This is a genomic window from Microbacterium sp. AC035 (assembly GCF_979258485.1).
The window spans coordinates 1,597,573-1,618,724 of sequence record NZ_OZ409858.1 but is presented as its reverse complement, the minus strand read 5'-3'; the positions used below and the strand labels follow the sequence as shown (position 1 = coordinate 1,618,724).

At 67.9% G+C, this 21,152-nt stretch carries 24 protein-coding genes, 1 tRNA gene and 1 riboswitch; of the genes, 9 read left to right on the top strand and 16 right to left on the bottom strand.

Going from position 1 to position 21,152, the window contains the following annotated elements; translation table 11 throughout:
* Window positions 1-8 precede the first annotated feature (8 nt).
* Genes ACZ0AA_RS07870 through idi form a run of 7 tightly spaced genes read right to left on the bottom strand, consistent with a single transcriptional unit; the run spans window position 9 to window position 5,735 of the window.
* Entirely contained in the window at window positions 9-896 is an 888-nt protein-coding gene (locus ACZ0AA_RS07870; RefSeq protein ID WP_463512605.1) for a prenyltransferase, read from the bottom strand.
* Window positions 893-1,237, bottom strand: a complete 345-nt coding sequence (locus tag ACZ0AA_RS07865; RefSeq protein ID WP_463512604.1) for a lycopene cyclase domain-containing protein — start codon at window positions 1,235-1,237, stop codon at window positions 893-895. The genes ACZ0AA_RS07870 and ACZ0AA_RS07865 overlap by 4 nt, the downstream gene beginning before the upstream one ends.
* Complete coding sequence (locus ACZ0AA_RS07860; RefSeq protein WP_463512603.1) at window positions 1,234-1,575, bottom strand: lycopene cyclase domain-containing protein; 342 nt, start codon at window positions 1,573-1,575, stop codon at window positions 1,234-1,236. The genes ACZ0AA_RS07865 and ACZ0AA_RS07860 overlap by 4 nt, the downstream gene beginning before the upstream one ends.
* Window positions 1,575-3,176, bottom strand: coding sequence for a phytoene desaturase family protein (gene crtI / locus ACZ0AA_RS07855; RefSeq protein WP_463512602.1), 1,602 nt, complete (start codon window positions 3,174-3,176; stop codon window positions 1,575-1,577). Before crtI ends, ACZ0AA_RS07860 begins: the two co-directional genes overlap by 1 nt.
* A complete protein-coding gene (locus tag ACZ0AA_RS07850) occupies window positions 3,173-4,078 on the bottom strand; it encodes a phytoene/squalene synthase family protein (RefSeq protein ID WP_463512601.1) in 906 nt (301 codons plus the stop codon). The genes crtI and ACZ0AA_RS07850 overlap by 4 nt, the downstream gene beginning before the upstream one ends.
* Entirely contained in the window at window positions 4,075-5,166 is a 1,092-nt protein-coding gene (locus tag ACZ0AA_RS07845) for a polyprenyl synthetase family protein (RefSeq protein WP_400865390.1), read from the bottom strand. Before ACZ0AA_RS07845 ends, ACZ0AA_RS07850 begins: the two co-directional genes overlap by 4 nt.
* A 2-nt stretch (window positions 5,167-5,168) precedes the next feature.
* Window positions 5,169-5,735, bottom strand: a complete 567-nt coding sequence (gene idi / locus ACZ0AA_RS07840; protein WP_463512600.1) for an isopentenyl-diphosphate Delta-isomerase — start codon at window positions 5,733-5,735, stop codon at window positions 5,169-5,171.
* Between the two features lie 31 nt (window positions 5,736-5,766).
* Between idi and ACZ0AA_RS07835 the strand changes: the two genes are divergently transcribed.
* Window positions 5,767-6,411: a MarR family winged helix-turn-helix transcriptional regulator gene (locus ACZ0AA_RS07835; RefSeq protein WP_400865384.1), complete on the top strand. Its 645-nt coding sequence runs from the start codon at window positions 5,767-5,769 to the stop codon at window positions 6,409-6,411.
* Window position 6,412: 1 nt separating this feature from the next.
* Here the strand turns inward: ACZ0AA_RS07835 and ACZ0AA_RS07830 are convergent, their stop codons facing one another.
* From ACZ0AA_RS07830 to ACZ0AA_RS07820, 3 genes are all read right to left on the bottom strand, one after another.
* A complete protein-coding gene (locus ACZ0AA_RS07830) occupies window positions 6,413-6,757 on the bottom strand; it encodes a histone-like nucleoid-structuring protein Lsr2 (RefSeq protein ID WP_463512599.1) in 345 nt (114 codons plus the stop codon).
* 38 nt (window positions 6,758-6,795) lie between these two features.
* Window positions 6,796-7,122: a DMT family transporter gene (locus tag ACZ0AA_RS07825; RefSeq protein ID WP_400865379.1), complete on the bottom strand. Its 327-nt coding sequence runs from the start codon at window positions 7,120-7,122 to the stop codon at window positions 6,796-6,798.
* 10 nt (window positions 7,123-7,132) lie between these two features.
* A riboswitch (guanidine-III (ykkC-III) riboswitch) is annotated at window positions 7,133-7,200 on the bottom strand.
* A 72-nt stretch (window positions 7,201-7,272) separates the two neighbouring features.
* The gene (locus tag ACZ0AA_RS07820; RefSeq protein ID WP_463512598.1) at window positions 7,273-8,130 is read right to left on the bottom strand and encodes a LuxR C-terminal-related transcriptional regulator; all 858 of its coding nucleotides are present in this window, start codon (window positions 8,128-8,130) and stop codon (window positions 7,273-7,275) included.
* Between the two features lie 109 nt (window positions 8,131-8,239).
* Between ACZ0AA_RS07820 and ACZ0AA_RS07815 the strand changes: the two genes are divergently transcribed.
* Window positions 8,240-8,587 (top strand): DUF485 domain-containing protein, encoded by a 348-nt coding sequence (locus tag ACZ0AA_RS07815; protein WP_400865373.1) that lies wholly within the window; start codon window positions 8,240-8,242, stop codon window positions 8,585-8,587.
* Window positions 8,584-10,221, top strand: a complete 1,638-nt coding sequence (locus ACZ0AA_RS07810) for a solute symporter family protein (protein ID WP_400865371.1) — start codon at window positions 8,584-8,586, stop codon at window positions 10,219-10,221. The genes ACZ0AA_RS07815 and ACZ0AA_RS07810 overlap by 4 nt, the downstream gene beginning before the upstream one ends.
* 62 nt (window positions 10,222-10,283) lie before the next feature.
* Here the strand turns inward: ACZ0AA_RS07810 and ACZ0AA_RS07805 are convergent, their stop codons facing one another.
* On the bottom strand, window positions 10,284-10,799 hold the full coding sequence (locus ACZ0AA_RS07805; protein WP_463512597.1) for a methylated-DNA--[protein]-cysteine S-methyltransferase: 516 nt from the start codon (window positions 10,797-10,799) through the stop codon (window positions 10,284-10,286).
* Window positions 10,800-10,988: 189 nt separating this feature from the next.
* Between ACZ0AA_RS07805 and ACZ0AA_RS07800 the strand changes: the two genes are divergently transcribed.
* Together ACZ0AA_RS07800 and ACZ0AA_RS07795 are read left to right on the top strand one after the other, a co-directional pair.
* Window positions 10,989-14,708: an AAA family ATPase gene (locus tag ACZ0AA_RS07800; protein WP_463512596.1), complete on the top strand. Its 3,720-nt coding sequence runs from the start codon at window positions 10,989-10,991 to the stop codon at window positions 14,706-14,708.
* Complete coding sequence (locus ACZ0AA_RS07795; protein ID WP_463512595.1) at window positions 14,701-14,895, top strand: hypothetical protein; 195 nt, start codon at window positions 14,701-14,703, stop codon at window positions 14,893-14,895. Before ACZ0AA_RS07800 ends, ACZ0AA_RS07795 begins: the two co-directional genes overlap by 8 nt.
* An 86-nt stretch (window positions 14,896-14,981) precedes the next feature.
* On the opposite strand, the gene mscL is transcribed toward ACZ0AA_RS07795, so the two are convergent.
* The 3 genes from mscL to ACZ0AA_RS07780 are packed head-to-tail and all read right to left on the bottom strand — an operon-like array spanning window position 14,982 to window position 16,317.
* Window positions 14,982-15,407 carry a large conductance mechanosensitive channel protein MscL gene (gene mscL / locus ACZ0AA_RS07790; protein WP_400865361.1) on the bottom strand — a complete coding sequence of 142 codons (426 nt, stop codon included), beginning with the start codon at window positions 15,405-15,407 and terminating at the stop codon, window positions 14,982-14,984.
* A gap of 25 nt (window positions 15,408-15,432) precedes the next feature.
* Complete coding sequence (locus tag ACZ0AA_RS07785; RefSeq protein ID WP_400865358.1) at window positions 15,433-15,705, bottom strand: FmdB family zinc ribbon protein; 273 nt, start codon at window positions 15,703-15,705, stop codon at window positions 15,433-15,435.
* A 15-nt stretch (window positions 15,706-15,720) separates the two neighbouring features.
* A complete protein-coding gene (locus tag ACZ0AA_RS07780) occupies window positions 15,721-16,317 on the bottom strand; it encodes a 5-formyltetrahydrofolate cyclo-ligase (RefSeq protein ID WP_463512594.1) in 597 nt (198 codons plus the stop codon).
* Window positions 16,318-16,357: 40 nt separating this feature from the next.
* Here ACZ0AA_RS07780 and galU point away from each other — a divergent pair, with 40 nt between their 5' ends.
* The 4 genes from galU (at window position 16,358) to ACZ0AA_RS07760 (ending at window position 18,962) form a co-directional block, all read left to right on the top strand.
* Window positions 16,358-17,245 (top strand): UTP--glucose-1-phosphate uridylyltransferase GalU, encoded by an 888-nt coding sequence (gene galU, locus ACZ0AA_RS07775; protein ID WP_042539866.1) that lies wholly within the window; start codon window positions 16,358-16,360, stop codon window positions 17,243-17,245.
* A gap of 46 nt (window positions 17,246-17,291) precedes the next feature.
* Window positions 17,292-17,903 carry a GNAT family N-acetyltransferase gene (locus tag ACZ0AA_RS07770; RefSeq protein WP_309694366.1) on the top strand — a complete coding sequence of 204 codons (612 nt, stop codon included), beginning with the start codon at window positions 17,292-17,294 and terminating at the stop codon, window positions 17,901-17,903.
* Between the two features lie 82 nt (window positions 17,904-17,985).
* Entirely contained in the window at window positions 17,986-18,840 is an 855-nt protein-coding gene (locus tag ACZ0AA_RS07765; RefSeq protein WP_463512593.1) for a hypothetical protein, read from the top strand.
* A 49-nt stretch (window positions 18,841-18,889) separates the two neighbouring features.
* Window positions 18,890-18,962: transfer RNA gene (locus tag ACZ0AA_RS07760), tRNA-Ala, on the top strand.
* Window positions 18,963-19,011: 49 nt separating this feature from the next.
* Here ACZ0AA_RS07760 and ACZ0AA_RS07755 read toward each other — a convergent pair.
* Both ACZ0AA_RS07755 and pgi read right to left on the bottom strand, forming a co-directional pair.
* A complete protein-coding gene (locus ACZ0AA_RS07755; RefSeq protein WP_463512592.1) occupies window positions 19,012-19,425 on the bottom strand; it encodes a ribosomal maturation YjgA family protein in 414 nt (137 codons plus the stop codon).
* A gap of 20 nt (window positions 19,426-19,445) precedes the next feature.
* Window positions 19,446-21,125: a glucose-6-phosphate isomerase gene (gene pgi, locus ACZ0AA_RS07750; RefSeq protein WP_463512591.1), complete on the bottom strand. Its 1,680-nt coding sequence runs from the start codon at window positions 21,123-21,125 to the stop codon at window positions 19,446-19,448.
* Window positions 21,126-21,152 lie beyond the last annotated feature (27 nt).

Sequence of the window (21,152 nt, the reverse complement as noted above, 5' to 3'; positions counted from 1 at the left end):
GGTGGGCGTCAGGAGACCCAGGCGAGGATGAGGATCATCGTCGCGAGGAACCCGGCGAAGTAGTTCAGGAAGATGAAACGCCGCCAGGCGCGATTGGTGCCGGCGGAGGTCTCGTCGGTGACGTTCCACCAGGGTGCGGCGTTCACGATGTACGGCAGCGCGAGCGCGGCGCCCAGCGGACCGGGCCATGTCGTGAACAGCATCGCGATGCCGGCGAGCGCCCAGAGCGCGATCGACAGTCGCACGGTCGCACGGGCTCCGATCACGGTCGCGATCGAGCCGATGCCCCCTTCGCGGTCGGGCGCGATGTCCTGCACAGCCCCGAAGGCGTGTGCGGCCATGCCCCACAGGAAGAATGCGACGAGGACGATGACCGCCGTGGGCGAGAGAGCGGCTTCGGCCAGAGCGAGCCCCACGATCGCAGGGGTCACGAAATGCAGGCTCGAGGTCGTCGAATCGAGGAACGGACGCTCCTTGAACCGGAGCTTCGGCGCGGAATAGGCGATCACGGCGAAGACGCTGACCGCCAGCCAGAACCACGACGTGGGGTTTCCGACGAGGACGAGGAAGACCAGGAACGGGACGTTCGTCACGACCGCCGCCCACAACGTGGCCCGGTGGATGCGGGGGGAGAGCAGCGCTCCCTCGATCCCGCCCTTGCGCGGGTTGGCGAGGTCGGACGCGTAGTCGAACACGTCGTTGATGCCGTACATCGCCAGGTTGTAGGGCACGAGGAAGTACAGGGTTCCGATGATCAGCGTGAGGTCGATCTCGCGCGTGCTGAGGAGGTATGCGGCTGCGAAGGGGAAGGCCGTGTTGATCCAGCTGATCGGACGGGAGGACAGGACGATCTGTGCGGCGTCGCGACCAACGGATCCGCGGGTCGAGGACGTCACGAGGGATCCGCCTCGGTGGCTCGGATGCCGGCGCGACGGCGTCGACGGGTCCGCATCGCCGCCCACAGAGTCGGCAGCAGCACCGCCCCGGCGAGCGGATAGGCGAAGTCCTCGAGAGGCGCGAGTCCGATGTGCACGCCGAGCAGATGGTCGGCCGAGTAGTGGAACAGGCCCGTCGCGATCATCACCGTGTCGAACACGGCAGTGAGGAGGAAGAGCACGACGACGGTCAGAGCCATCGCGCCGAGGTGGGCGCGATACCGCCCGGAGGCCACGGAGAGGGCGATGGCCCCCAACACAGCGGCGCCGACGAACCACGTGGAGAGCTCGATGTAGGTCACTGTCCGACCTCGCTCGGGCGCCGGCTCCGTCTAGTCAGGATCCGCACGGCACCGGTGTAGACGACCATCGTACATACGACGAGGAAGAGCAGGAAGACCGGCTCCTCGATCGGGAGCTCGGGTGCGAGCACGATCCCTGACGCGATGGCGGCCTCACCACGGAAGAAGATCCCTCCGGCGATGCCCGCGACGTCCCAGACGAGGAAGAACGCGAGCCCGACGGCCGTGACGACGGTCGCCGCGACGGCGTCGCGCCAGAAGAAGAGTCGGAATCGCCGGTCGAGCAGCAGCATGCATCCGAGAGTGGCGAGCAGGAGCACGGGATAGATGAAGCCCATCACGCTGCTCCGCCCGTGGACGCCGCGGCGGTCGAGACGTCGAGCGGTCCGCCCGAGTGGTCGCCACGGATCCGTTTCAGAACGATCTCGGCGCTGATCAGGCACATCGGCACGCCGACCCCCGGTGCGGTCGTGGCGCCCGCGTAGTACAGTCCGGACACCTGGCGCGACTCGTTCTGAGCCCGGAACATCGCGCTCTGGGAGAGGATGTGCGCGGGCCCCAGCATCCCGCCGCGCCACGAGTTGTAGTCCTCGAGGAAGTCCGCGGGGCCCTTCGTCTCACGCACCACGATGCGCTCGCGCAGGTCATCGATGCCGGCCCAGGTCGCGATCTGGTCGATCGCGGCATCGGCAGCGCGCTCGATCGCCGCGGATCCGCCGCCGTCGGAGCCCCCGGCGCCCAACGCCGTGTCGGCGGGGATCGGCACCAGCACGAAGAGGTTCTCGTGGCCTTCGGGGGCGACGGTGCTGTCCGTGGCGCTCGGACGACAGACATACGTCGAGGCGGGGGAGGGGATCTCGGGATGGTCGCCGAAGATGGCGTCGAAGTTGGCATCCCAGTCTTCGGTGAAGAACAAGGAGTGGTGCGGCAGCTCGGGAAGCGAGCCGCGGATGCCGAGCATCACGAGCACGGCGCCCGGTCCGCTCGTGCGCCGCTGCCACCAGGAATCGGGGTAGGTGCGAAGGTGCGGGGGGAGCAGCGCCGTCTCGGTGTGGTGCAGGTCGGCGCCGGAGACGACGATGTCGGCGTCTGCCCTGTGCGGAATCCCGTCGGAGTCGCGCCACTCGACGCCCGTCGCGGTCGCCGCACCCGCCCGGATGCCGGTGCTGATCGCCGTGACATCGGCATCCAGAACGATCCTGGCGCCCGCGGCCTCGGCCAGCGCCGCGATGCGCTCGACCACTCGCCAGAACCCGCCCTGCGGATAGCTGACGCCCTCGTCGAGGTCGAGAGCGCTCATGAGGTGGTACATGGCCGGCGCGGTGCGGGGGTCGGTGCCGAGGAACACCGCAGGGTATCCGAGCAGCTGACGGATCACCGGATCGCGGAAGCGCCGAGAGGCGAAGGACTGCAGGCGTGTGCCGAGAAGCGTGAAGAGACGAGGAAGGGCTCGCAGCACCTCGGGTGTCATCAGCGTGCGCAGTCGCGTGAACGGGTTGTAGAGGAAGTAGCGTTCGGCCATCACGCGCGCATCGTGCGCCGAGTCGAGGTACGCGTCCAGCGCCTGCGCCGATCCGGGCTCGCGCGACTCGAACAGACGAGATACGGCCGCGCGCCCGGCGGGCACCGTTACGGCGGGCGAAAGGTGCCCGTCCTCTCCCGGCGGCTGGAAGACGCGGTATCCGGGATCGAGGAGTGTCAGGTCGAGCTGATCCTGCGTCGAGGTGCCCATCATCTCGAAGAAGTGGTCGAACACCTCGGGCATGAGATACCACGACGGCCCGGAGTCGAACCGGAAACCGTCGCGCTCGATGGTGCCCGCGCGACCGCCGACTCGGCTGTTCTTCTCGTAGACGGTCACTTCGTGGCCGTCGCGGGCGAGCAGCCCTGCGACAGCGAGACCCGCGACTCCTGCGCCTATCACCGCGACCCGACTCATCGGCTCCGCTCCATCGTCGTCACGAGCACAGATCGCGCGGCCAGCAGCGCCTTGATCGGGTCGGGCACGCGCACCCGACGCTGATAGAGGTCGGAAGCCGGAGTCTTCGAGACGCGCCTCGTCAGGGCCGCGAACAGCGCGTGGGCGCTGCGCACGGCAGCGCGAGCGTCCTTGGGGAGCAGGGGGATCGAGCGTGCCGCATCGTCGAGCTGCGCCGTGATCGTGCGGACCCAGGCGTCCCGGTCGGCGTCGGTGAGTCGGCCGTCGTCGCCGAGGTAGCCACGCTGCAGGCGCTCGGTGTCATCCGCGAGGTCTCTCAGGAAGTTGACGTTCTGGAAAGCGGCGCCGAGCTGTCGCGCGCCGTGGGTCAGGGTCTCGAGCTCGCCGGTCGTGCGTGTGTCGTCTCGCAGGAACACCCGCAGGCACATCAGCCCGACCACCTCGGCCGAGCCGTACACGTAGCGCTCGTGCGCCGCCGTGTCGTAGGCGGTGAAGTCGGCATCGGTCGCGATGTCGGCGGCCATCGAGTCGAAGAACGGCTGAGTGAGGTCCACGCCGATCCCGCACTCTCTCGCCGTGCGCGCGAAGGCGTGCAGCACGAGGTCGGTGCTGTAGCCGACGCTCATGGCCCGGTGCGTCTCGGCCACGTATGACGCGAGTGCGTCGGTCTGCGCGGATTCGTCCAGTCCTGCCTGCGCGGCGACCCCGTCGACGATCTCGTCGGCGATGCGCACCATGGCGTAGATGTTGCGCACGTGCTGGCGATGTCTCGCGCCGAGCAGTCGCGTCGCCAGCCCGAACGACGTGGAGTAGGTGCGGATGACCTCGGTGGATGCCGTGTCGGCGGCGCGGTTGAATCGCCCCAGACTCGCACCCGCCGCATCATGAGGGGTCGGGGTCATGCCTGGCGTCCTTCGAGGCGAGAAGCGGAGACGAGGATGGACCGCGCGGCATCCGAGCTGATCTCGCCGGCGAGTTCCGCCTCGGACAGCAGTGCATAGACCGCGTCGAGTTGATCTCCGATGAGTCCGACGACGAATCGCTCGGCTCCGCATTCGCGCAGAAGATCACGCATTCCCGTGGCATCCTGCAGGCTGAGGTCTGCGGCACCGAATCGCGGCTCGATGCGCTCCCAGGCGCTCGTCGAGCGGGCGAAGGCGATGATCGCCGTCTCCTTGCCCTCCCGCAGATCAGAGAAGGCGTCCTTGCCGTGTGCGCGGTGGTCGCCGAAGACGCAGAGCAGGTCGTCCTGCAGCTGGTACGCGAGGCCGAGGTGGCGGCCGACGGACTGCAGCGTCGCTTCGGCAGAAGCGGACGAATCGGCGAGGAGCGCCGCGGCTCTCAACGGCAGCGAGAACGAATAGGTCGCCGTCTTGTAGACGCTCATGGTGAGGACGGTGTCGACATCCGATGCGATGATCCCGTGGCTGAGTGCGACGTCGGTGTGCTCGCCCGCCACCGTCTCGAGGATGGTCTGCTCGACGAGATCGAGCAGACGCCCCCGTGAGTGCGCCGGCACATCGGCCCGAGCGAAGCCCATGATCGCGGCCGAGAGCAGCAGGTCGCCCATCAGGATCGCGCTGGATCTGGCCCAGTGCAGCGAGCCCTCTTCGGAGGCGCCGGGTGCGCCCGACGCGAGCTGGCCGATCAGATTCGGTCGTTTGCGGCGGATCAGGTCTCCGTCGATGACGTCGTCGTGAAGCAGGAAGGCGTAGTGCAGGAGCTCGATGTGCGCCGCGATGTCCACGGCGGCGATCGTGGCGCTGTCGTCGGCGGACGGAACGAGCGCCCGGTGGATGTCGAGCAGCAGCTTCGGGCGCACGAACTTTCCGCCGAGGGCGTGGTCTGCGGTCGCGCGCCAGAGCGCCGCGAACTCGGTTCCGTACGCTTCGGCGTTCTCGCAGTGCAGTGCGAAGCGCTGGCGGAGCACTTCTTCGACTCGAGTGCTCAGGTCTTCTCGCGGCGCAGCCTGCGTCACGGTGACGGTCATGGTCACACCACCCCGAGGTCGCGGAGCTGGGGGAGCTGCTCGACGAGCCACGGGCTGAAGGCGAAGGGAGCGCCGAGGACGGAATCAGCGAACTCCGCCGGGTCGACCCATGCCCACTCGGCGACCTCATCGGGGTCGGGGGAGAGGGGGCCGTCGGCGACCGCCACGTGGACGGGACAGATCTCGTTCTCGACTATCCCGCTCGCGTCGACGGCGCGGTAGCGGTACTCCGGCAGCACCAGGGAGACGTCTGTCAGGCGGAGTCCGAGTTCTTCCTCAGCCCTACGGTGCACGGCATCGGTCATGTCCTCGCCGGGTCGCGGGTGACCACAGAAGCTGTTCGTCCAGACCCCGGGCCAGGTGCGCTTCGCGAGTGCTCGTCGCGTCACGAGCAGCCGACCGTCGCGGTCGAAGACGTGGCAGGAGAAGGCCAGATGAAGCGGTGTATCTGTGGTATGCACCGAGTCTTTCGCACTGGTGCCGATCGCTACTCCGTCCGGCGAGAGGAGGGTGACCTCATCCAACGGGGAACCTCCTCGATTTTCGCTAGCTAAGCTAATAATCAACATAACATGAAACAATCGTGTGTAGCATGATGTCATGCACGACGGACCCGACGCCACCCCCCGCGGAAGCGGCGCGTCCGATGTGCTCTCCCGGCAAGACAGGGTCTCGCCCGACGGCCTCGCGCATACGGCGATCTATGACGTCGAGTCGGCGGATCCACGGAGCGCGCTGATCGACCGGTCGGGGGTCGCCCCCGAGGACCTGCGCCAGATCGCACTCGTCATGGGGGCGCTCGGCGAGCTCAGGGACGCGGAGCAGAAGCTCTCACTCGCCTCGCGGCGCTACATGCGCCTGAACGAGACGGACATGCGCGCACTGCACTATCTGATCGTCTGCGCGAACCGCGGCGCGACGGCGACCCCCGGGGGCATCGCCACGCATCTGGGGATATCGACGGCGTCGACGACGAAGCTGCTCGATCGCCTCGAGAAGGGCGGGCACATCAGACGCGCACCGCATCCGACCGACCGGCGTGCGCTTGCGATCACCATCACGCCGGAGACGCGACAGGCGGCGATGGAGACGGTGGGTCGTCAGCAGGCCAAGCGCTTCTACTCGGCAGCGCGGCTCACGGCGGACGAGCGTGACGTGGTGATCCGATTCCTGTCGGACATGGCCCAGGAGATCACGCTCCGGGATGAGCCGTGGGCCCAGCCCGGAGTCGCGACCTCCGAGTGATTCAGTGCGCGGCGTTGTACGCCTCGACGACCGGGGCAGGAATGCGACCCCGCTCCGAGAGCGTGTAGCCGTTGTCGTTCGCCCATGCCCTGATCGCGGCGACCTCGGGGTTACGACCGGCGCGCTTGCGGGGCGCGGCCGATCGCGCCGACACGGCGGAGCCGGCCCGACGCCCTGCCGCGATGTAGGGCTCGAATGCCGCGTGCAATTCTTCTGCGTGCGCGGAATTCAGATCGATTTCGTAGGAGGTTCCGTTCAGCGAGAAATGCACGGTCTCGCCTTCGCCGACGTCCAGGACGCTTCCGTCGATGTCGTCGACCAACTGGTGCACAATTCTTCTTGCCATGGAAATGACAATACTCCGGATAAACGAGATCCGGAATATTACTCGTGACCGGGGTCGATCAATTTCAGGCCGACGATGCATCCGACGAGTCCGAGAAGAAGCAGGATCCGTGCCCAGGAGACCTCGCTGTCACCCGTCGCCATAGCCCAGATGACGGTGAGGGTCACGCCGATTCCGACCCACACTGCATACGCAGTGCCGGTCGCGATATCGCGCATCGCGAATGCGAGTCCGATCATCGAGAGGGCCAGACCGCCCACGAAGATGATGCTCGGCCACAGCTTGGTGAGTCCCTCGGATTTGCCCAGGGCAGTCGCCCACACGGCCTCGAGAACTCCGGAGATGATCAGCACTATCCACGACATGGCGGTCCTTTCGGACCAGTCTTTTCGCTCACCGGGTACTGGTCTGCCTCGTCCGGGGCCGGGGTTCACCGACCAGTATCCACGATAGCCGTCCGCGCTGGGCAGGGCCTGTGCAGCTCTGCTGCTGCGGAGACCGCACGTGCGGTCGGCTCAGGGGAGCAGTCCGACGCGACGCGCCTTGGCCACAGCGGCGTGACGGGTGGAGGCATCGAGCTTCGACATCGCGGTGCCGAGATACGCCTTGACCGTTCCTTCGCGCAGGCCGAGCTGGCCGGCGATCTCGGCGTTGGTCGCTCCCAGAGCCGCGCAGGCGAGCACATCGGTCTCCCGACGGGAGAGATGGACGGTCGGGATCGGTCCGGTCCCCGTCGGAGCCGCATCCTCCGCGAGCATCACGAGACGCTGCTCCACCTGGGCGATCCGTGCGCGCAGTTCGGCGTCGTCGACGGACGCCGCGATGCTGCGAAGCTCCGCGAAGCTCTCGCGCAGTTCTTCGCGATGACGAGGCGCGACGGATCCGGATGCCGGTGCGACCGCGCGCAGTCGTCGCTCCACCTCGTCGCGAACGCGCAGCTCCTCGGCCACCGACTGGGCGACCTGCATCGCAGGTGCGGTCGTCACGCCCCCGACGGGGGTCCTGTCCCACGCGCCTGCGTAGAGGACGCCGCGCGGGCGACCGCCCACGACGATGGGCAGGGCGAGCAGCGTCCGGAGTCCCTCGCCGAGCACGAACACGTCGTAGTCGTGGGTGATCTGCTGCGACGATCCGTAGTCGCTGGTCATGCGAGGCCGCAGCTCCATCATCGCCCGCCCGCCGAGACCGCGCTCGGGTCGCACACGCAATCCGTCGAGACTGCGAGTGCGGTTTCCGACGATGCTGGTGACGCTGACGACGCCCTCGTCGATGAGTCCTCCGAAGGCGACCGGGAACCGGGTGCGCTGAGCGAGCTCGCGCACTGCTCTGGCGACGAGGTCGGTCTCTGATTCCAACTCGGTCGATGTGCTCACGACTACCTACTTTCGGGGGTGACGGCGCTGTTCCCCGTTTCGTAGCGTCGACCCTATCATTCGCCTGGGAAGCCGGAGCGAGCCGCAGCACATGAGGCAAGGAGGCCCCATGACAGACCATCCGACGGCTGATTCGCCGGGAGCGATCGACTACATCGCTGTCGAGCAATCACCACGATTCCGCGAGTTGAAGAAGACGCAGCGATCGTTCATCTTCCCGCTCGCGGCGTTCTTCCTCATCTGGTACTTCGTCTACGTCCTACTCGCCGCATTCGCGACCGACTTCATGTCGCAGCGGGTGTGGGGCGATATCACCATCGGTCTGCTCATGGGTCTCGGACAATTCGTCACCACCTTCGCGATCACGATGGGATACGTCGCATTCGCCAATCGGCGGCTCGATCCGATCGCCACCGAGATCCGAGAAGAACTCGAGAAGGCGCAGGGAGAAGCATGAACATCATTCACGCCGCCACCCAGCCGGTCACGGCCGAGAGCAATCCCGTCCTGAACATCTCGATCTTCCTGGCTTTCGTCGCGGTGACGCTTTTCATCGTGATCCGCGCGAGCAAGAACAATAAGACGGCGGCCGATTACTATGCTGCCGGCCGCTCGTTCACAGGGCCGCAGAACGGCTTCGCGATCGCCGGCGACTATCTGTCGGCCGCGTCGTTCCTCGGAATCTGCGGAGCGATCGCGATCAACGGCTACGACGGATTCCTGTACTCGATCGGATTCCTCGTCGCCTGGCTCGTCGCCCTGCTTCTCGTCGCGGAGCTCATGCGCAATACCGGCAAGTTCACGATGGCCGACGTGCTGTCCTTCCGTCTGAAGCAGCGTCCGGTGCGCATGGCGGCCGCGATCACGACCCTCGCGGTGTGCTTCTTCTACCTGCTCGCGCAGATGGCGGGCGCGGGCGGCCTGGTCTCGCTTCTGCTCGGAATCGACGGGCGACTGGGGCAGTCGATCGTGATCGCCGTGGTCGGTCTGCTGATGATCGTCTACGTCCTCATCGGAGGCATGAAGGGGACGACCTGGGTGCAGATCGTCAAGGCGTTCCTGCTCATCGGCGGTGCCATCGCGATGACGATCTGGGTGCTGGCGATCAACGGATTCAGCCTCAACACGCTGCTCGAGGCGGCGGTGGAGAACTCCGACAAGGGAGACGCCATCCTCGGACCGGGTCTGCAGTACGGTGCGAACCCCTGGGACTTCGTGTCCCTGGGCATGGCGCTCGTGCTCGGAACCGCCGGCCTCCCGCACGTGCTCATGCGGTTCTACACCGTGCCCACGGCCAAAGAGGCTCGACGTTCGGTGGTGTGGGCCATCTGGCTCATCGGCGGCTTCTATCTGCTGACGCTGGTGCTCGGGTACGGAGCGGGCGCGCTCGTCGGAGCGGACGTGATCGCGGCGGCACCCGGCGGGCCGAACTCGGCCGCGCCGCTGCTCGCGCTGTATCTGGGCGGACCGGTCCTGCTCGGCTTCATCTCAGCGGTCGCGTTCGCGACCATCCTCGCCGTGGTCGCCGGGCTCACGATCACGGCAGCCGCCTCGTTCGCACACGACATCTACGCGAACGTGATCCAGAAGGGCAGGAAGGATTCCGCGGGCAACCCGGTCGAGCCCGACCCCGACGGCGAGGTGCGTGTCGCCCGGCGAACGGTGGTCGTGATCGGCATCCTCGCCATCGTCGGCGGCATCGGCGCGCAGGGGCAGAACATCGCCTTCCTCGTGGCGCTCGCCTTCGCGGTCGCCGCTTCGGCGAACCTGCCGACGATCCTCTACTCGCTCTTCTGGAGACGATTCAACACCCGGGGCGCGGTCTGGAGCATGTACGGCGGTCTCGCGGCGGCGATCATCCTCATCGTCCTGTCGCCGGTGTTCTCCGGTTCTCCGACCTCGATGATCCCCGGGATCGACATCGTCCTGTGGCCGATGAACAATCCGGGCATCGTGTCGATCCCGCTCGGCTTCTTCCTCGGCTGGCTCGGCACCGTCACGAGCCGCACCAAGGAGTCGCCACTCCTGGCCGCCGAGATGGAGGTGCGCTCGCTGACCGGCTTCGGGGCGGAGAAAGCCGTGGATCACTGATCCGGCTGTGAGCTGAACGTGGACCCCGGCGGCCTACTCGTCGGGGTCCACGTCGTGTGCGGTCAGCGGTGCGACTCGAGATCGAGAAGGAACCTCTTGCGCTCGGGATGCGCGCCGTACTGCCCCGCCGTTCCGTCCGATCGCACCACGCGGTGAACGGGGACGACGATGGAGAAGGGGGTGAGTCGGCACGCGGTGCCGACGGCGCGCGCGGCGCCGGGGCGACCTGCCAATGCCGCGATCTCGCCGTAGCTCATCGTCTCTCCCCACTCGATCGTGCTGATCGTCTGCAGAGCGGTGCGGGCGAAGCCGTCGGCGAGGCGCCAGTCGAACGTCAGATGATCCGCGAAGCGCACAGGAGAGCCGTCGAAGTACGCATCGAGGAGCTCGGTGACCTCGTCGGCCGCCCCGGGGTCGGGCTCGGGGACGGCCTGAAGCTGGTGGGACACGTTCTCGAGCACCCAGGGGACCGAGGGATCGTCCGATTCCGAGAGGTCGAATCGGACGAGACCCTCGTCGGAGAACACGGCGAGGGCGTCTCCGAACGGGGTCGGTGCGAAGTCGTAGCGGAAGGTCATGCCTCCATACTGACCGCAGCGACCGCAGGCGGGCATCGTCGGGGGCGCGACCGGGGGAGACCTCGCCGACTCGCACCCGGCGTGCAGAAGCGGTCTGCACACGCTCGGGCCCGTCATCGATGGGCGGAAATACGGTGAAACCCGCCCGGGATACCGGCTGCAGGGCGAGGCGCGCTTAGTGTGTGAGGTGTGTGGCGACGTGAAGGCAAGGCTGCGGATGACGCGGCGACCGATGCCGCAGTGACCCTCGGTGAATTGCACGAGCCGGTCTCCGGCATCGGCATCGCGCACGCCGCCGAGGCGGAGCGCACCCGTCTCCGTGCGGAAGCCGCGGACCTCGGCGGCTCATCACCGCTCGTCAACTTCCGCGACACGGTCGAGTCCGGCATCGACATCTCGAAGGCCCACCCCGGCAGCCTTCCCCAGTTCATCACCGGCAAGTCCACCTTGCTGTCGAACCTCTATCGCGACGAGGTCGGTCTGAGGACCGCGAGGCTTGCCGCCGAGCGGATCACCGCGAAGAACACCGAACTGCGCACCGTCCGCGGCATCGAGGCCGTGCACCTCGCGGTCGGCGTCGCGGGATGGCGTATCGGCGGCGCGGAGTTCGCGGCACCCGTGCTCCTTCGACCGCTGGCGATCCGTCGCCACCACTCCGACTTCGAGCTCAAACTGCAGGGGGCGTTCGAGGTGAACCCGGAGCTCGTGCGGATCGCGCGCGAGCACTTCGGCATCACGATCGACGCCGCCGCGCTCGCGGCCCTCGCGTACGACGGCGGCATCTTCAAACCCCAGCCGGTGATCGACAGCCTGCGCGCCACGACGCGGTCGATCGACACGTTCACCGTGCTGCCGAGGCTCGTGGTCTCGACCTTCGCCGACGTCGGCGGCGCGATGTCCCGCGATGCGGGCAGCCTCGACCATGCCGTGCTCAATGCCCTCGCCGGACACGTCGGCGACCGCGAGCAGGTCTCCGCTCGCAGACCCGAGCCTCACCACACCGGACCGGACGACCGGGCGCCTGCATCCGACAATCTCCTGCTCGATGCGGATGCCGAGCAAGAGGCCCTTCTCGCCAAGATCGCGGCCGGCCACTCGCTCACCGTCGCGACCCTCCCCGGCACCGGCGGCACCCAGACCGTGATCAACGCGCTCGGCGAACTCGTGCGCGCCGGGAAGCGCGTGCTGGTCGTCTCGGCGCGGCGCTCGACCCTCGACGGCGTGCGGCACCGCCTCGCGGGCATCGGTCTCGACAGTCTCGCCGTGTCGCCCGCCAGTGTGCGCCGCGACCTCGTGCGTGCCATCGGCCGCAACGAGAAGGCGACCGCTCCGAAGGTCAGCGACGTCGATGACGCGCTGGTTCGTCTGCGCGCCGTGCTGCGGGACTACCGGCAGGCGCTCACTGCTCCGGTCGCCGGGACGAACTCCTCGGTGCTCGACGCCACGCGCCACCTCACGAGACTCGCCTCGCTGCCCACTCCGCCGTCGACCACCGCCCGGCTCAGCGCCGAGACCCTCCGGCGTCTCGCCGACGATCGCTCATCGGCGGCCGCCGCGCTCGCGCACGCCGCGCGCCTGGGCGAGTTCCGCTTCGGCCCGGATGACTCGCCCTGGTACGGCGTGACCTTCTCGAGCACGGAGGCTGCGAAGTCCGCACATCAGCTGGCGGCCCGCCTGCACTCCGAGAGCGTGCCTGCCCTGCTCGAGCGGGGCTACGCGCTCATCGCCCAGACGCACATGCGTCCGTTCTCGACCATCGACGAGCTCGGTGAGTACCTGCGGCTCCTGCAGGGGATCCGTGATTCCCTCGACCGGTTCAGCCCCACCGTGTTCGAGCGCCCGCTGGGCGAGCTGATCCAGGCTCACGGTTCTCGTCGCGATGCCCCGGCGATGTCGGGAGCCAACCGTCGCCGCCTGCGTCGACTCGCCAAGGAGTACGTGCGCCCGGGCGTGCACGTCACCGAGATGCACGAGTCGCTGCTGCGCATCCAGGCGCAGCGCACCCAGTGGCAGCGCTTCGTGGACGCCGGCGTCGCGCCCGAGGTTCCGCTCGGCCTCCCCGACGTCTACGCCTCCTGGCAGCGCGTCACCGCCGAGCTCGCAGAGCTGGACGTCGCGCTCGGACGCAGGGAGCCTCTCGCGACGCTCCCTGTGGCCCGTCTCGTGCGCACTCTCGCCGGACTCGCAGCCAAATCCGATGTCTTCGACAACCTCGTGGAGCGCGCGCAGCTGCGCGATCGGCTGGCCGAACTCGGTCTCGAGCCGCTGCTCGCCGAGCTGTCCGTTCGCCACGTCGCCGAGTCGCGCGTGGGAGACGAGCTGGAGTTCGCCTGGTGGCAGACCCTGCTCGAGCGTGCCCTGCAGGAGGACCGCGCGCTTCTCGGTGCGAACACCGCCGTGGTCGATCGGCTCGAGCGGGACTTCCGTCTCGTCGACGAGGCGCACGCCGCGATGGCAGGACCGCTGCTCGCATGGCAGCTCGCCAATCAATGGAAGATCGCGATAGTCGACGAGCCCCAGGAATCCCAGAACCTGAGGCGCGCGCTGAAGCAGTCGGCGACGACGACGGCCGAGATCGTGAGCTCCGCGCCCACTCTCGTCGACGTGCTCGCGCCGGTCTGGATCTCGTCGCCCTACCTCGTGCCGCAGATCCCCGACTCGGTCGAGTTCGACACCGTCCTCCTCGTCGACGCGGCCGCGATCAACCTCGCTGAGGCCGCCCCGGCGATCCGACGCGCCCGTCAGGTCGTGGCGTTCGGCGACCCGGTCACACAGCTGCCGACCGCGTTCCATGTCGCCGTCGACCCCGGCTCCGACTGGGAGCACGAGCTTCCCTTCGACTCCGTCTCGGTGTTCGAGCGGCTCTCCGAGCTGCTTCCGGTGATGACCCTCACGCGCAGTTACCGCGCCGGCGGCGAGGACCTCGCCGAGCTCATCAATGACGCGTTTTACGGCGGCGAGATCGTGTCCCTGCCGTGGGCAGGCTCATACCTCGGTCGCGGCAGCCTCACGGTGGACTATGTCGAAGGCGGCACGGGAGCGCCCGACCCGGTGTCGGGGGCGGTGGAGAGCCCCGAGGCCGAAGTCGCGCGTGTCGTCACGCTGGTCGTCGAGCATGCCGTGCATCGTCCCGACGAGTCGTTGATGGTCGTCACGGCGAGCAGGCGTCACGCAGAGCGCGTGCGCGCGGCGGTCACCTCCGCCTTCGCCGGACGATCGGACGTCGCCGACTTCGTCGGCCGCGACACCGCGGAGCCCTTCGCAGTGCTCACGCTGGAAGAGTCTGTCGCCGAGAGTCGTGACCGCGTGATCTTCTCACTCGGCTACGGCCTCACCAAGCACGGGCGAGTGCTGAGCGACTTCGGCGACCTCTCGACGCCGGACGGCGAGCGGCTGCTCACGGTGGGCATGACACGCGCGCGGCGATCGATGGTCATCGTGTCATCGATCCGGCCCTCCTCGTTCGACGACGGACGCCTGGAGTTCGGCGCCGCCACGCTGATGTCGATCCTGGGTGGCCTCGCCACACGCGCACGGGACGCCCGTCTCGAAGACCTCGCCGATCCGCTGACGCTCGCGCTCGCGCGTGAGCTGCGCCGCCTCGGTGCCGCCGTCGACGTCGACTACCGCGGCCTGCTGCCGCTCGTCGCCCAGCACAACGGCAAGGCGGTCGTGATCGAGTCCGACCCGGAGTCGCGCGGGGAGTCGCTGCGCGAGACGCTCCGACTGCGCCCGCACGTGCTGCGCCGGCTCGGCTGGCACTACGTGCGCGTGCATGCGTTCGATCTCTACAGCGACCCGGTCACCGTGGCCGCTCGAATCGCCGGAGTCCTGGGCATCTCGGCATCCGCGGCTCGCGCCGACAACGACACGCAGCCGATCGATCTCACCGATCCGCAGAATGACTGACGAACTCGACCCTGACGAGCCCCGGCAGAAGGTCGTTCGGGTCGCCGGATCGAGGCGAGCCCGGCTGACTCCTGTTGCCGGCACCGACGCGGATCCGGAGCGGGTCGCGAAGGAGCCGAGTCGCCCGAAGGGGCCGAAAGGTCCGAACGACGATCGGATGATGCAGGACGTGCCCCCGCACTACTGAGCACCTGTCCTCGGGATTCTCCGGGGGATACGACGAAGCGCACGGCCCGATCAGGACCGTGCGCTTCGTCGTAGGACGACTGCGCGTCAGCTGCGCGTGCTGTTCCGAGCGAGCAGGTCGCGGATCTCGACGAGGAGCTCGGCCTCGGTGGCCGCGGCCGGCTCCTCCTCCGGCTGCTCGGCCGGCGTGCCCTTGCGGGCTTCGACGTGCGCCTTGAACGTGTTCATCGGCAGGACGAAGACGAAGTACACCACCAGGGCGACCGACAGGAAGCTGATGACCGCCGAGATCAGGTCGCCGATCGGGAACGTGACCGTGTCGCCGTAGATGCTCTGCAGCTGCGGCCCGAAGTTGCCGGTCGCGTCGGCCTTGAAGAACAGGGAGACGAGCGGGGTGATGATGCTGTTGACCACGGCGGTGACGATCGCCGTGAACGCGGTGCCGATGACCACGGCGACGGCCAGGTCGATGACGTTGCCGCGGAGGATGAAGTCCTTGAAGCCTTTGAGCATGAATGCCTCCGAAGAGTCGATGTTGTCAGGAAGAGGTGCTGGTCGACGCGGGCGCCGGAGTGGTGCTCTTCGCCGGCTCCGACTTCGATGATGCCGGTGCGGACGCGGATGCGCCGGACCCCGCGCGCGAGTCGTTGCGGTAGAAACCCGATCCGTTGAAGGTCACGCCGATCGATCCGTACTGCTTGCGCAGCTCGCCGCCGCACTCGGGGCAGACGGTGAGAGCGTCGTCGGAGAAGCTCTGCACGGCGTCGAAGGCGTGGCCGCACGAACGGCAGGCATAGGCATAGGTGGGCATGGCGATCCTCGCGGGTCAGCGTCGCGTGGGCGACAGGTGGAGGGTCTGCGTGGGAGTCACGGCGCCGGTGACCGGCTGGTCGTGAACCTCCCTCGGCAGGAAGTCGAGTACCTCGGAATCATAGATGACTGCGTAGACGGGAGGGCACTTCTCCATCGATCCGATGGTCTTGTCGAAGTACCCGCGCCCCCAGCCCATGCGCATCCCTGTGCGGTCGACCGCGGCGGCGGGGATGATCATCAGGTCGACGTCGTTCACGGCGATCGGACCGAGCACCTCGCCTGTCGGCTCGGGCAGACCGAACAGACCCTCGGCGACGTCGTCGTCATCGGTCGCCACCGCCCAGTCGAGCAGGCCGTCTGCGCGGGTCACAGGAAGCAGGACACGGATGCCGCGGCGCACGGCCGCCGTGACGAACTCCCTCGTGCCCGGTTCGGTCGTGGTCGAGAGGAAGCACGAGATCGACCGGGCGCCGAGCGACTCGACGAGCTCGTCGAGTCGCTGCGTGAGGGCCGAGGCCGCGGTCTCCCGCTGCGCGTCGCTCAGCAGCTGGCGGCGTTCGCGGAGCTCGGCGCGAAGCGCGCGCTTCTCGTGCTCGACGTCGTGGGGCATGCCTCCGAGTCTACGGCGGCAGGCCCGCTAGGCTGTGTGGATGGGTATACGGAAGATGAAGGCTGTCATTCCCGCCGCAGGACTGGGAACACGGTTCCTGCCGGCGACGAAGGCGATGCCGAAGGAGATGCTGCCGGTCGTCGACAAGCCGGCCATCCAGTACGTCGTCGAAGAAGCCGCCTCCGCAGGGATCGACGACATCCTCGTCATCATCGGTCGCAACAAGAACGCGATCTCCAACCACTTCGACTCGGTTCCCGAGCTCGAGGTGAAGCTGATGGAGAAGGGCGACACCGGACGCCTGGCCAGGGTTATCCACTCGAGTGATCTCGCTGACATCCACTTCGTCCGTCAGGGCGAGCCGAAGGGCCTCGGTCATGCGGTGCTGCGTGCGCGCACGCACGTCGGTGACAGCTCCTTCGCGGTTCTCCTCGGCGACGACCTCATCGACGAGCGCGACCAGCTGCTGACCGAGATGATCGCAGAGCACGAGCGCTCCGGCGCCGCGGTGATCGCCCTCATGGAGGTCGACCCTGCGAACATCCACATGTACGGCGCCGCGGCCGTAGAGGACATCGAAGGATCGGACGCCGTGCGCGTGACCGATCTCGTCGAGAAGCCGGCCGCGGAAGACGCTCCGTCGAACCTCGCGATCATCGGTCGCTATGTTCTTCCCGCGTCGATCTTCGAGGTGCTCGAGCACACCGAACCCGGCAAGGGTGGAGAGATCCAGCTGACCGACGCACTGCAGGTGCTGGCGACCAGGCCCGAGGGCCCCGGCGTGGTCGGCGTGATCTTCCGCGGACGCCGGTACGACACCGGTGACCGCGTCGACTACATCAAGGCGATCGTGCAGCTGGCCTCCGACCGGGACGACCTCGGCCCCGAGCTGCGACCGTGGCTCAAGGAGTTCGCGGAACGCCTCTAGGCGTCATCGCGGGGTCGTGGGCGCTCGGATGGATCAGGCTACGGGGATGCGTCATGGTCCGATCGAGCTGCGTCTCGTGCGCTCTCGGGACGCGAGGGCTCTGCAGCACGAGCTGTTGAGCAATCGCTCCTGGTTGCAGCCGTGGGAGGCCACCGTCCCGTACGGCTCGGTCTCGTTCGACATGCGCCTCAGCATCCGTCGTCTGCTCCAGCAGTACCGAGACGGCGCGGGTTACCCGTTCGTCATGGAGTACGACGGCGAGATCGCCGGGCAGCTCAACGTCTGGGGAGTCGCCAGAGGGTCGCTGTGCTCGGCGACGATCGGCTACTGGGTGAGCGAGCGGTTCGCGGGCAAGGGCATCACGCCGACGGCCGTCGCGCTCGCGACGGATGCGTGCTTCACCGAGTACGCACTGCATCGGATGGAGATCTGCATCCGGCCCGAGAACGTCGCGAGCCTGAGGGTCGTGCAGAAGCTCGGGTTCCGCTACGAGGGTCTGCGTCGCCGATACATCCACATCGATGGCGACTGGCGCGATCATTACGCGTTCGCCCTCACACGCGAGGATGTGCCGCAGGGCGTGCTGGCTCGGTGGCTGAACGGCGAGGTGCCTCCCGACGCCGCGACGATCCCTCCGTCCGACCGTTTCGCGCTCTGACACGCCGCTGAGTTCAGAACTCGTCGCGACACACGCTGCCACTGAGCGTCGTGACCACCGATGTTCCCGTACCGTTGTCGACATGGACGGGCCAGTGCTGAGCGGGGGAGTGATAGTCCTCGTCGCTGTGCTCCTGTGGATGCTCTATCTGCTGCCGTCGTGGCGCGGACGCTTCCAGTACGACGCCGCTGAGCGCAACGCCGTCCGGCTGAATCAGGCACTTCGGGTGCTCGCCGAGACCAGCGAGACGCCCGGGGAGGTGCGCCTCGAGCTCAACGCCCGCACCGCTCTCGCGCAGCAGAAGCTCGCGAAGCGCCTGCAGTCCGAGAAGGAAGCCGCCGAGCTCATGCTTCTGCGTGAAGAGCTCGCGGCCACGAGGGCAGACCCTGTCATCCGGCAGGCTCGCGCTCGTCGCCGCGTGCGCATCGTCGCCACCTCGACTCTTCTTCTCGGTCTCGTTCTCGCCGGGCTGGGCGTATGGCAGCTGATCGCGCTTCAGGCGCAGGCGCTGCTGTGGGTCGGCGGAGCCATGATCATCGTGGCCGGCTATGCCCTGCAGCGCATGTCGTCGGTCGCCGCGCGTGCTGCCCGACGTTCCGTTCGCGTCGCCGAGCAGCCCGTGCAGAGGGTGACACCCGAGCTGCACGACCAGGGTCGAGCGACGTGGACTCCCCGTCCGCTGCCCGAGCCGCTGGTGACGGTCGCGGGCTCTCGTGCGCAGGTCGCACGAGCAGAGCTCGATGCCCAGGAGGAGCGGCGAACCGCGGCTCGCCTCGCCGAGTTGCGTGAGCGGGCCGAGCGCCTTGCTCCGGCGACACCTGTGCAGATCCCGGCCGCTCCGGCGGCAGCTTCTCCGTTCGCGAAGATGGGTTATGTCGACGACGCCGAGATCGAGGCGCATGTCCGCGACCTCCTCGCGAAGCGCGCAGCTGGCTGATCAGCGCGGCACGAGCGGGTCTTCGAGCGTGATAGCGTAGAAGACGTCAGGGCCTATGGCGCAGTTGGTAGCGCGCCTCGTTCGCATCGAGGAGGTCAGGGGTTCGAATCCCCTTAGGTCCACCGACAGCAAGACCCCCGGAGCACCGCTCCGGGGGTCTTTCGCTGTCTCTCAGGCGCGAGCCCGGCGGCGACGCTCCAGGACGAAGTCGCACATAGTCGCGGCACACGCACCCACCGCATACGCGGCGAGGTCGCGCACGTCGAAGCCGACTCCGAGGACGAGTCTCACCGGCCAGAAACTCTGCGCCCACAGCCCTGGCAGGCCGGTGAGCTGGAAGCACTCGATCAACGTGCACAGGGCCAGGGCCGTCGCTCCGGCGATCCAGAAGGCGGCGCGCGGGAACACGATGGCGACGACGAGGTAGATCATCACCGCGTAGAGGGCATCGCCGGTCGCGTCGGCGATCGGACCGCGACCGGCGAGATGCGTGACGAGACCCGCCACGATCACCAGCCCGGCGACGATGAGCAGAACCCGGCGACGCGCACGGATGTGCGGGTCGCCGGGCGAGGTCGACGCCATCGCGTCTCGCTGGCCTTCGCTTACTTCCGGTTCTCGCGGTAGTAGGCGAGCAGCGCCTTCGTCGATGCATCCTGCGCGTCGATCGCCGACTCGTCGCCGCCGATCGCCGGTGCGATCTGCATCGCGAGCTGCTTGCCGAGCTCGACGCCCCACTGGTCGAACGAGTTGATGCCCCAGATCGTGCCCTGGGTGAACGTGATGTGCTCGTAGAGGGCGATGAGCTGACCGAGGACCCGCGGCGTCAGAGCGGGCGCGAAGATCGACGTGGTCGGGCGGTTGCCGGGGAAGGTGCGCGCGGCCACGAGCGCTCCCGTGGTTCCCTCGGCCTCGACTTCTTCGGCGGTCTTTCCGAAGGCCAGGGCCTTGGTCTGCGCGAGGAAGTTCGCCAGGAACAGCTCGTGCACGTCCTGACCGCCGTCGGTCAGCGGGTACGCCGGGTTGACGAAGGCGATGAAGTCCGCCGGGATCAGCCGCGTGCCCTGATGGATGAGCTGGTAGAACGCGTGCTGGCCGTTGGTGCCCGGCTCGCCCCAGAACACCTCGCCCGTGTCGGTGGTCACGGGCGTGCCGTCCCACCGCACGGATTTGCCGTTGGACTCCATCGTCAGCTGCTGCAGGTAGGCCGGGAATCGGCTCAGCTGCTGCGCGTAGGGGAGCACCGCGTGCGACTGGGCGCCGTGGAAGTTGACGTACCAGACGTTGAGCAGACCCATCAGCACGGGGACGTTGCGCTCGAGCGGGGTGGTGCGCACATGCTCGTCGACGGAGTGGAAGCCGGCCAGCAGCTCGCGGAACGCGTCAGGACCGAGAGCGATCGCGAGCGACAGACCGATCGCGGAGTCGACCGAGTAGCGACCGCCCACCCAATCCCAGAACCCGAACGCATTGGCCGGATCGATGCCGAACGCGGCGACCTTGTCGAGCGCGGTCGACACCGCCACGAAATGGTGCGCCACGGCGTCGGTGCGGGCGTCGTCGTCGTCGGAGATGGCACCGGAGGCCTGGAGGCCGGCCCACAGCCAATCGCGCGCCAGGCGGGCGTTCGTGAGCGTCTCGAGGGTCGTGAAGGTCTTCGACGCGACGATGAAGAGCGTCGTCTCGGGATCGAGGTCCGAGGTCTTCTGAGCGAGGTCGTTCGGGTCGATGTTCGACACGAACCGCGCCTCGATGCCGGCATCCGCGTAGGGCTTGAGCGCCTCGTAGACCATGACCGGTCCGAGGTCGGAGCCGCCGATGCCGATGTTGACGACGTGGGTGACGCGCTTGCCGGTGACGCCGAGCCACTCGCCGGATCGGACCCGGGTGGCGAAAGCGCTGAGCGCGTCGAGCACGGCCTGCACATCGGCATCCACGTCCTGCCCGTCGACGACGAGAGCGGGGGAGGTTCCGGCCGGCCGGCGCAGTGCCGTGTGCAGCACCGCTCGGTCTTCGGAGGTGTTGAGGTGATCGCCGGCGAGCATCGCGGCGTATCGCTCGGCGACACCCGTCTGCTCGGCGAGGCGGAGAAGCGCGGCCAGCACCTCGTCGGTGACGAGGTTCTTCGACAGATCGACATGGAGGTCCGCGAGTGGGAACGAGAGACGTTCTGCGCGGTCGGCGTCGGCGGCGAACCAGCCCCGCAGATCGGCGGTGATCGACTCGCGCAGCGCGGCGAGCTCGGACCAGGCGGGAGTGTGCGTCGGATCAACAGGAGCGGTCATGGATCCACGGTACTGCTGCGCGCGACT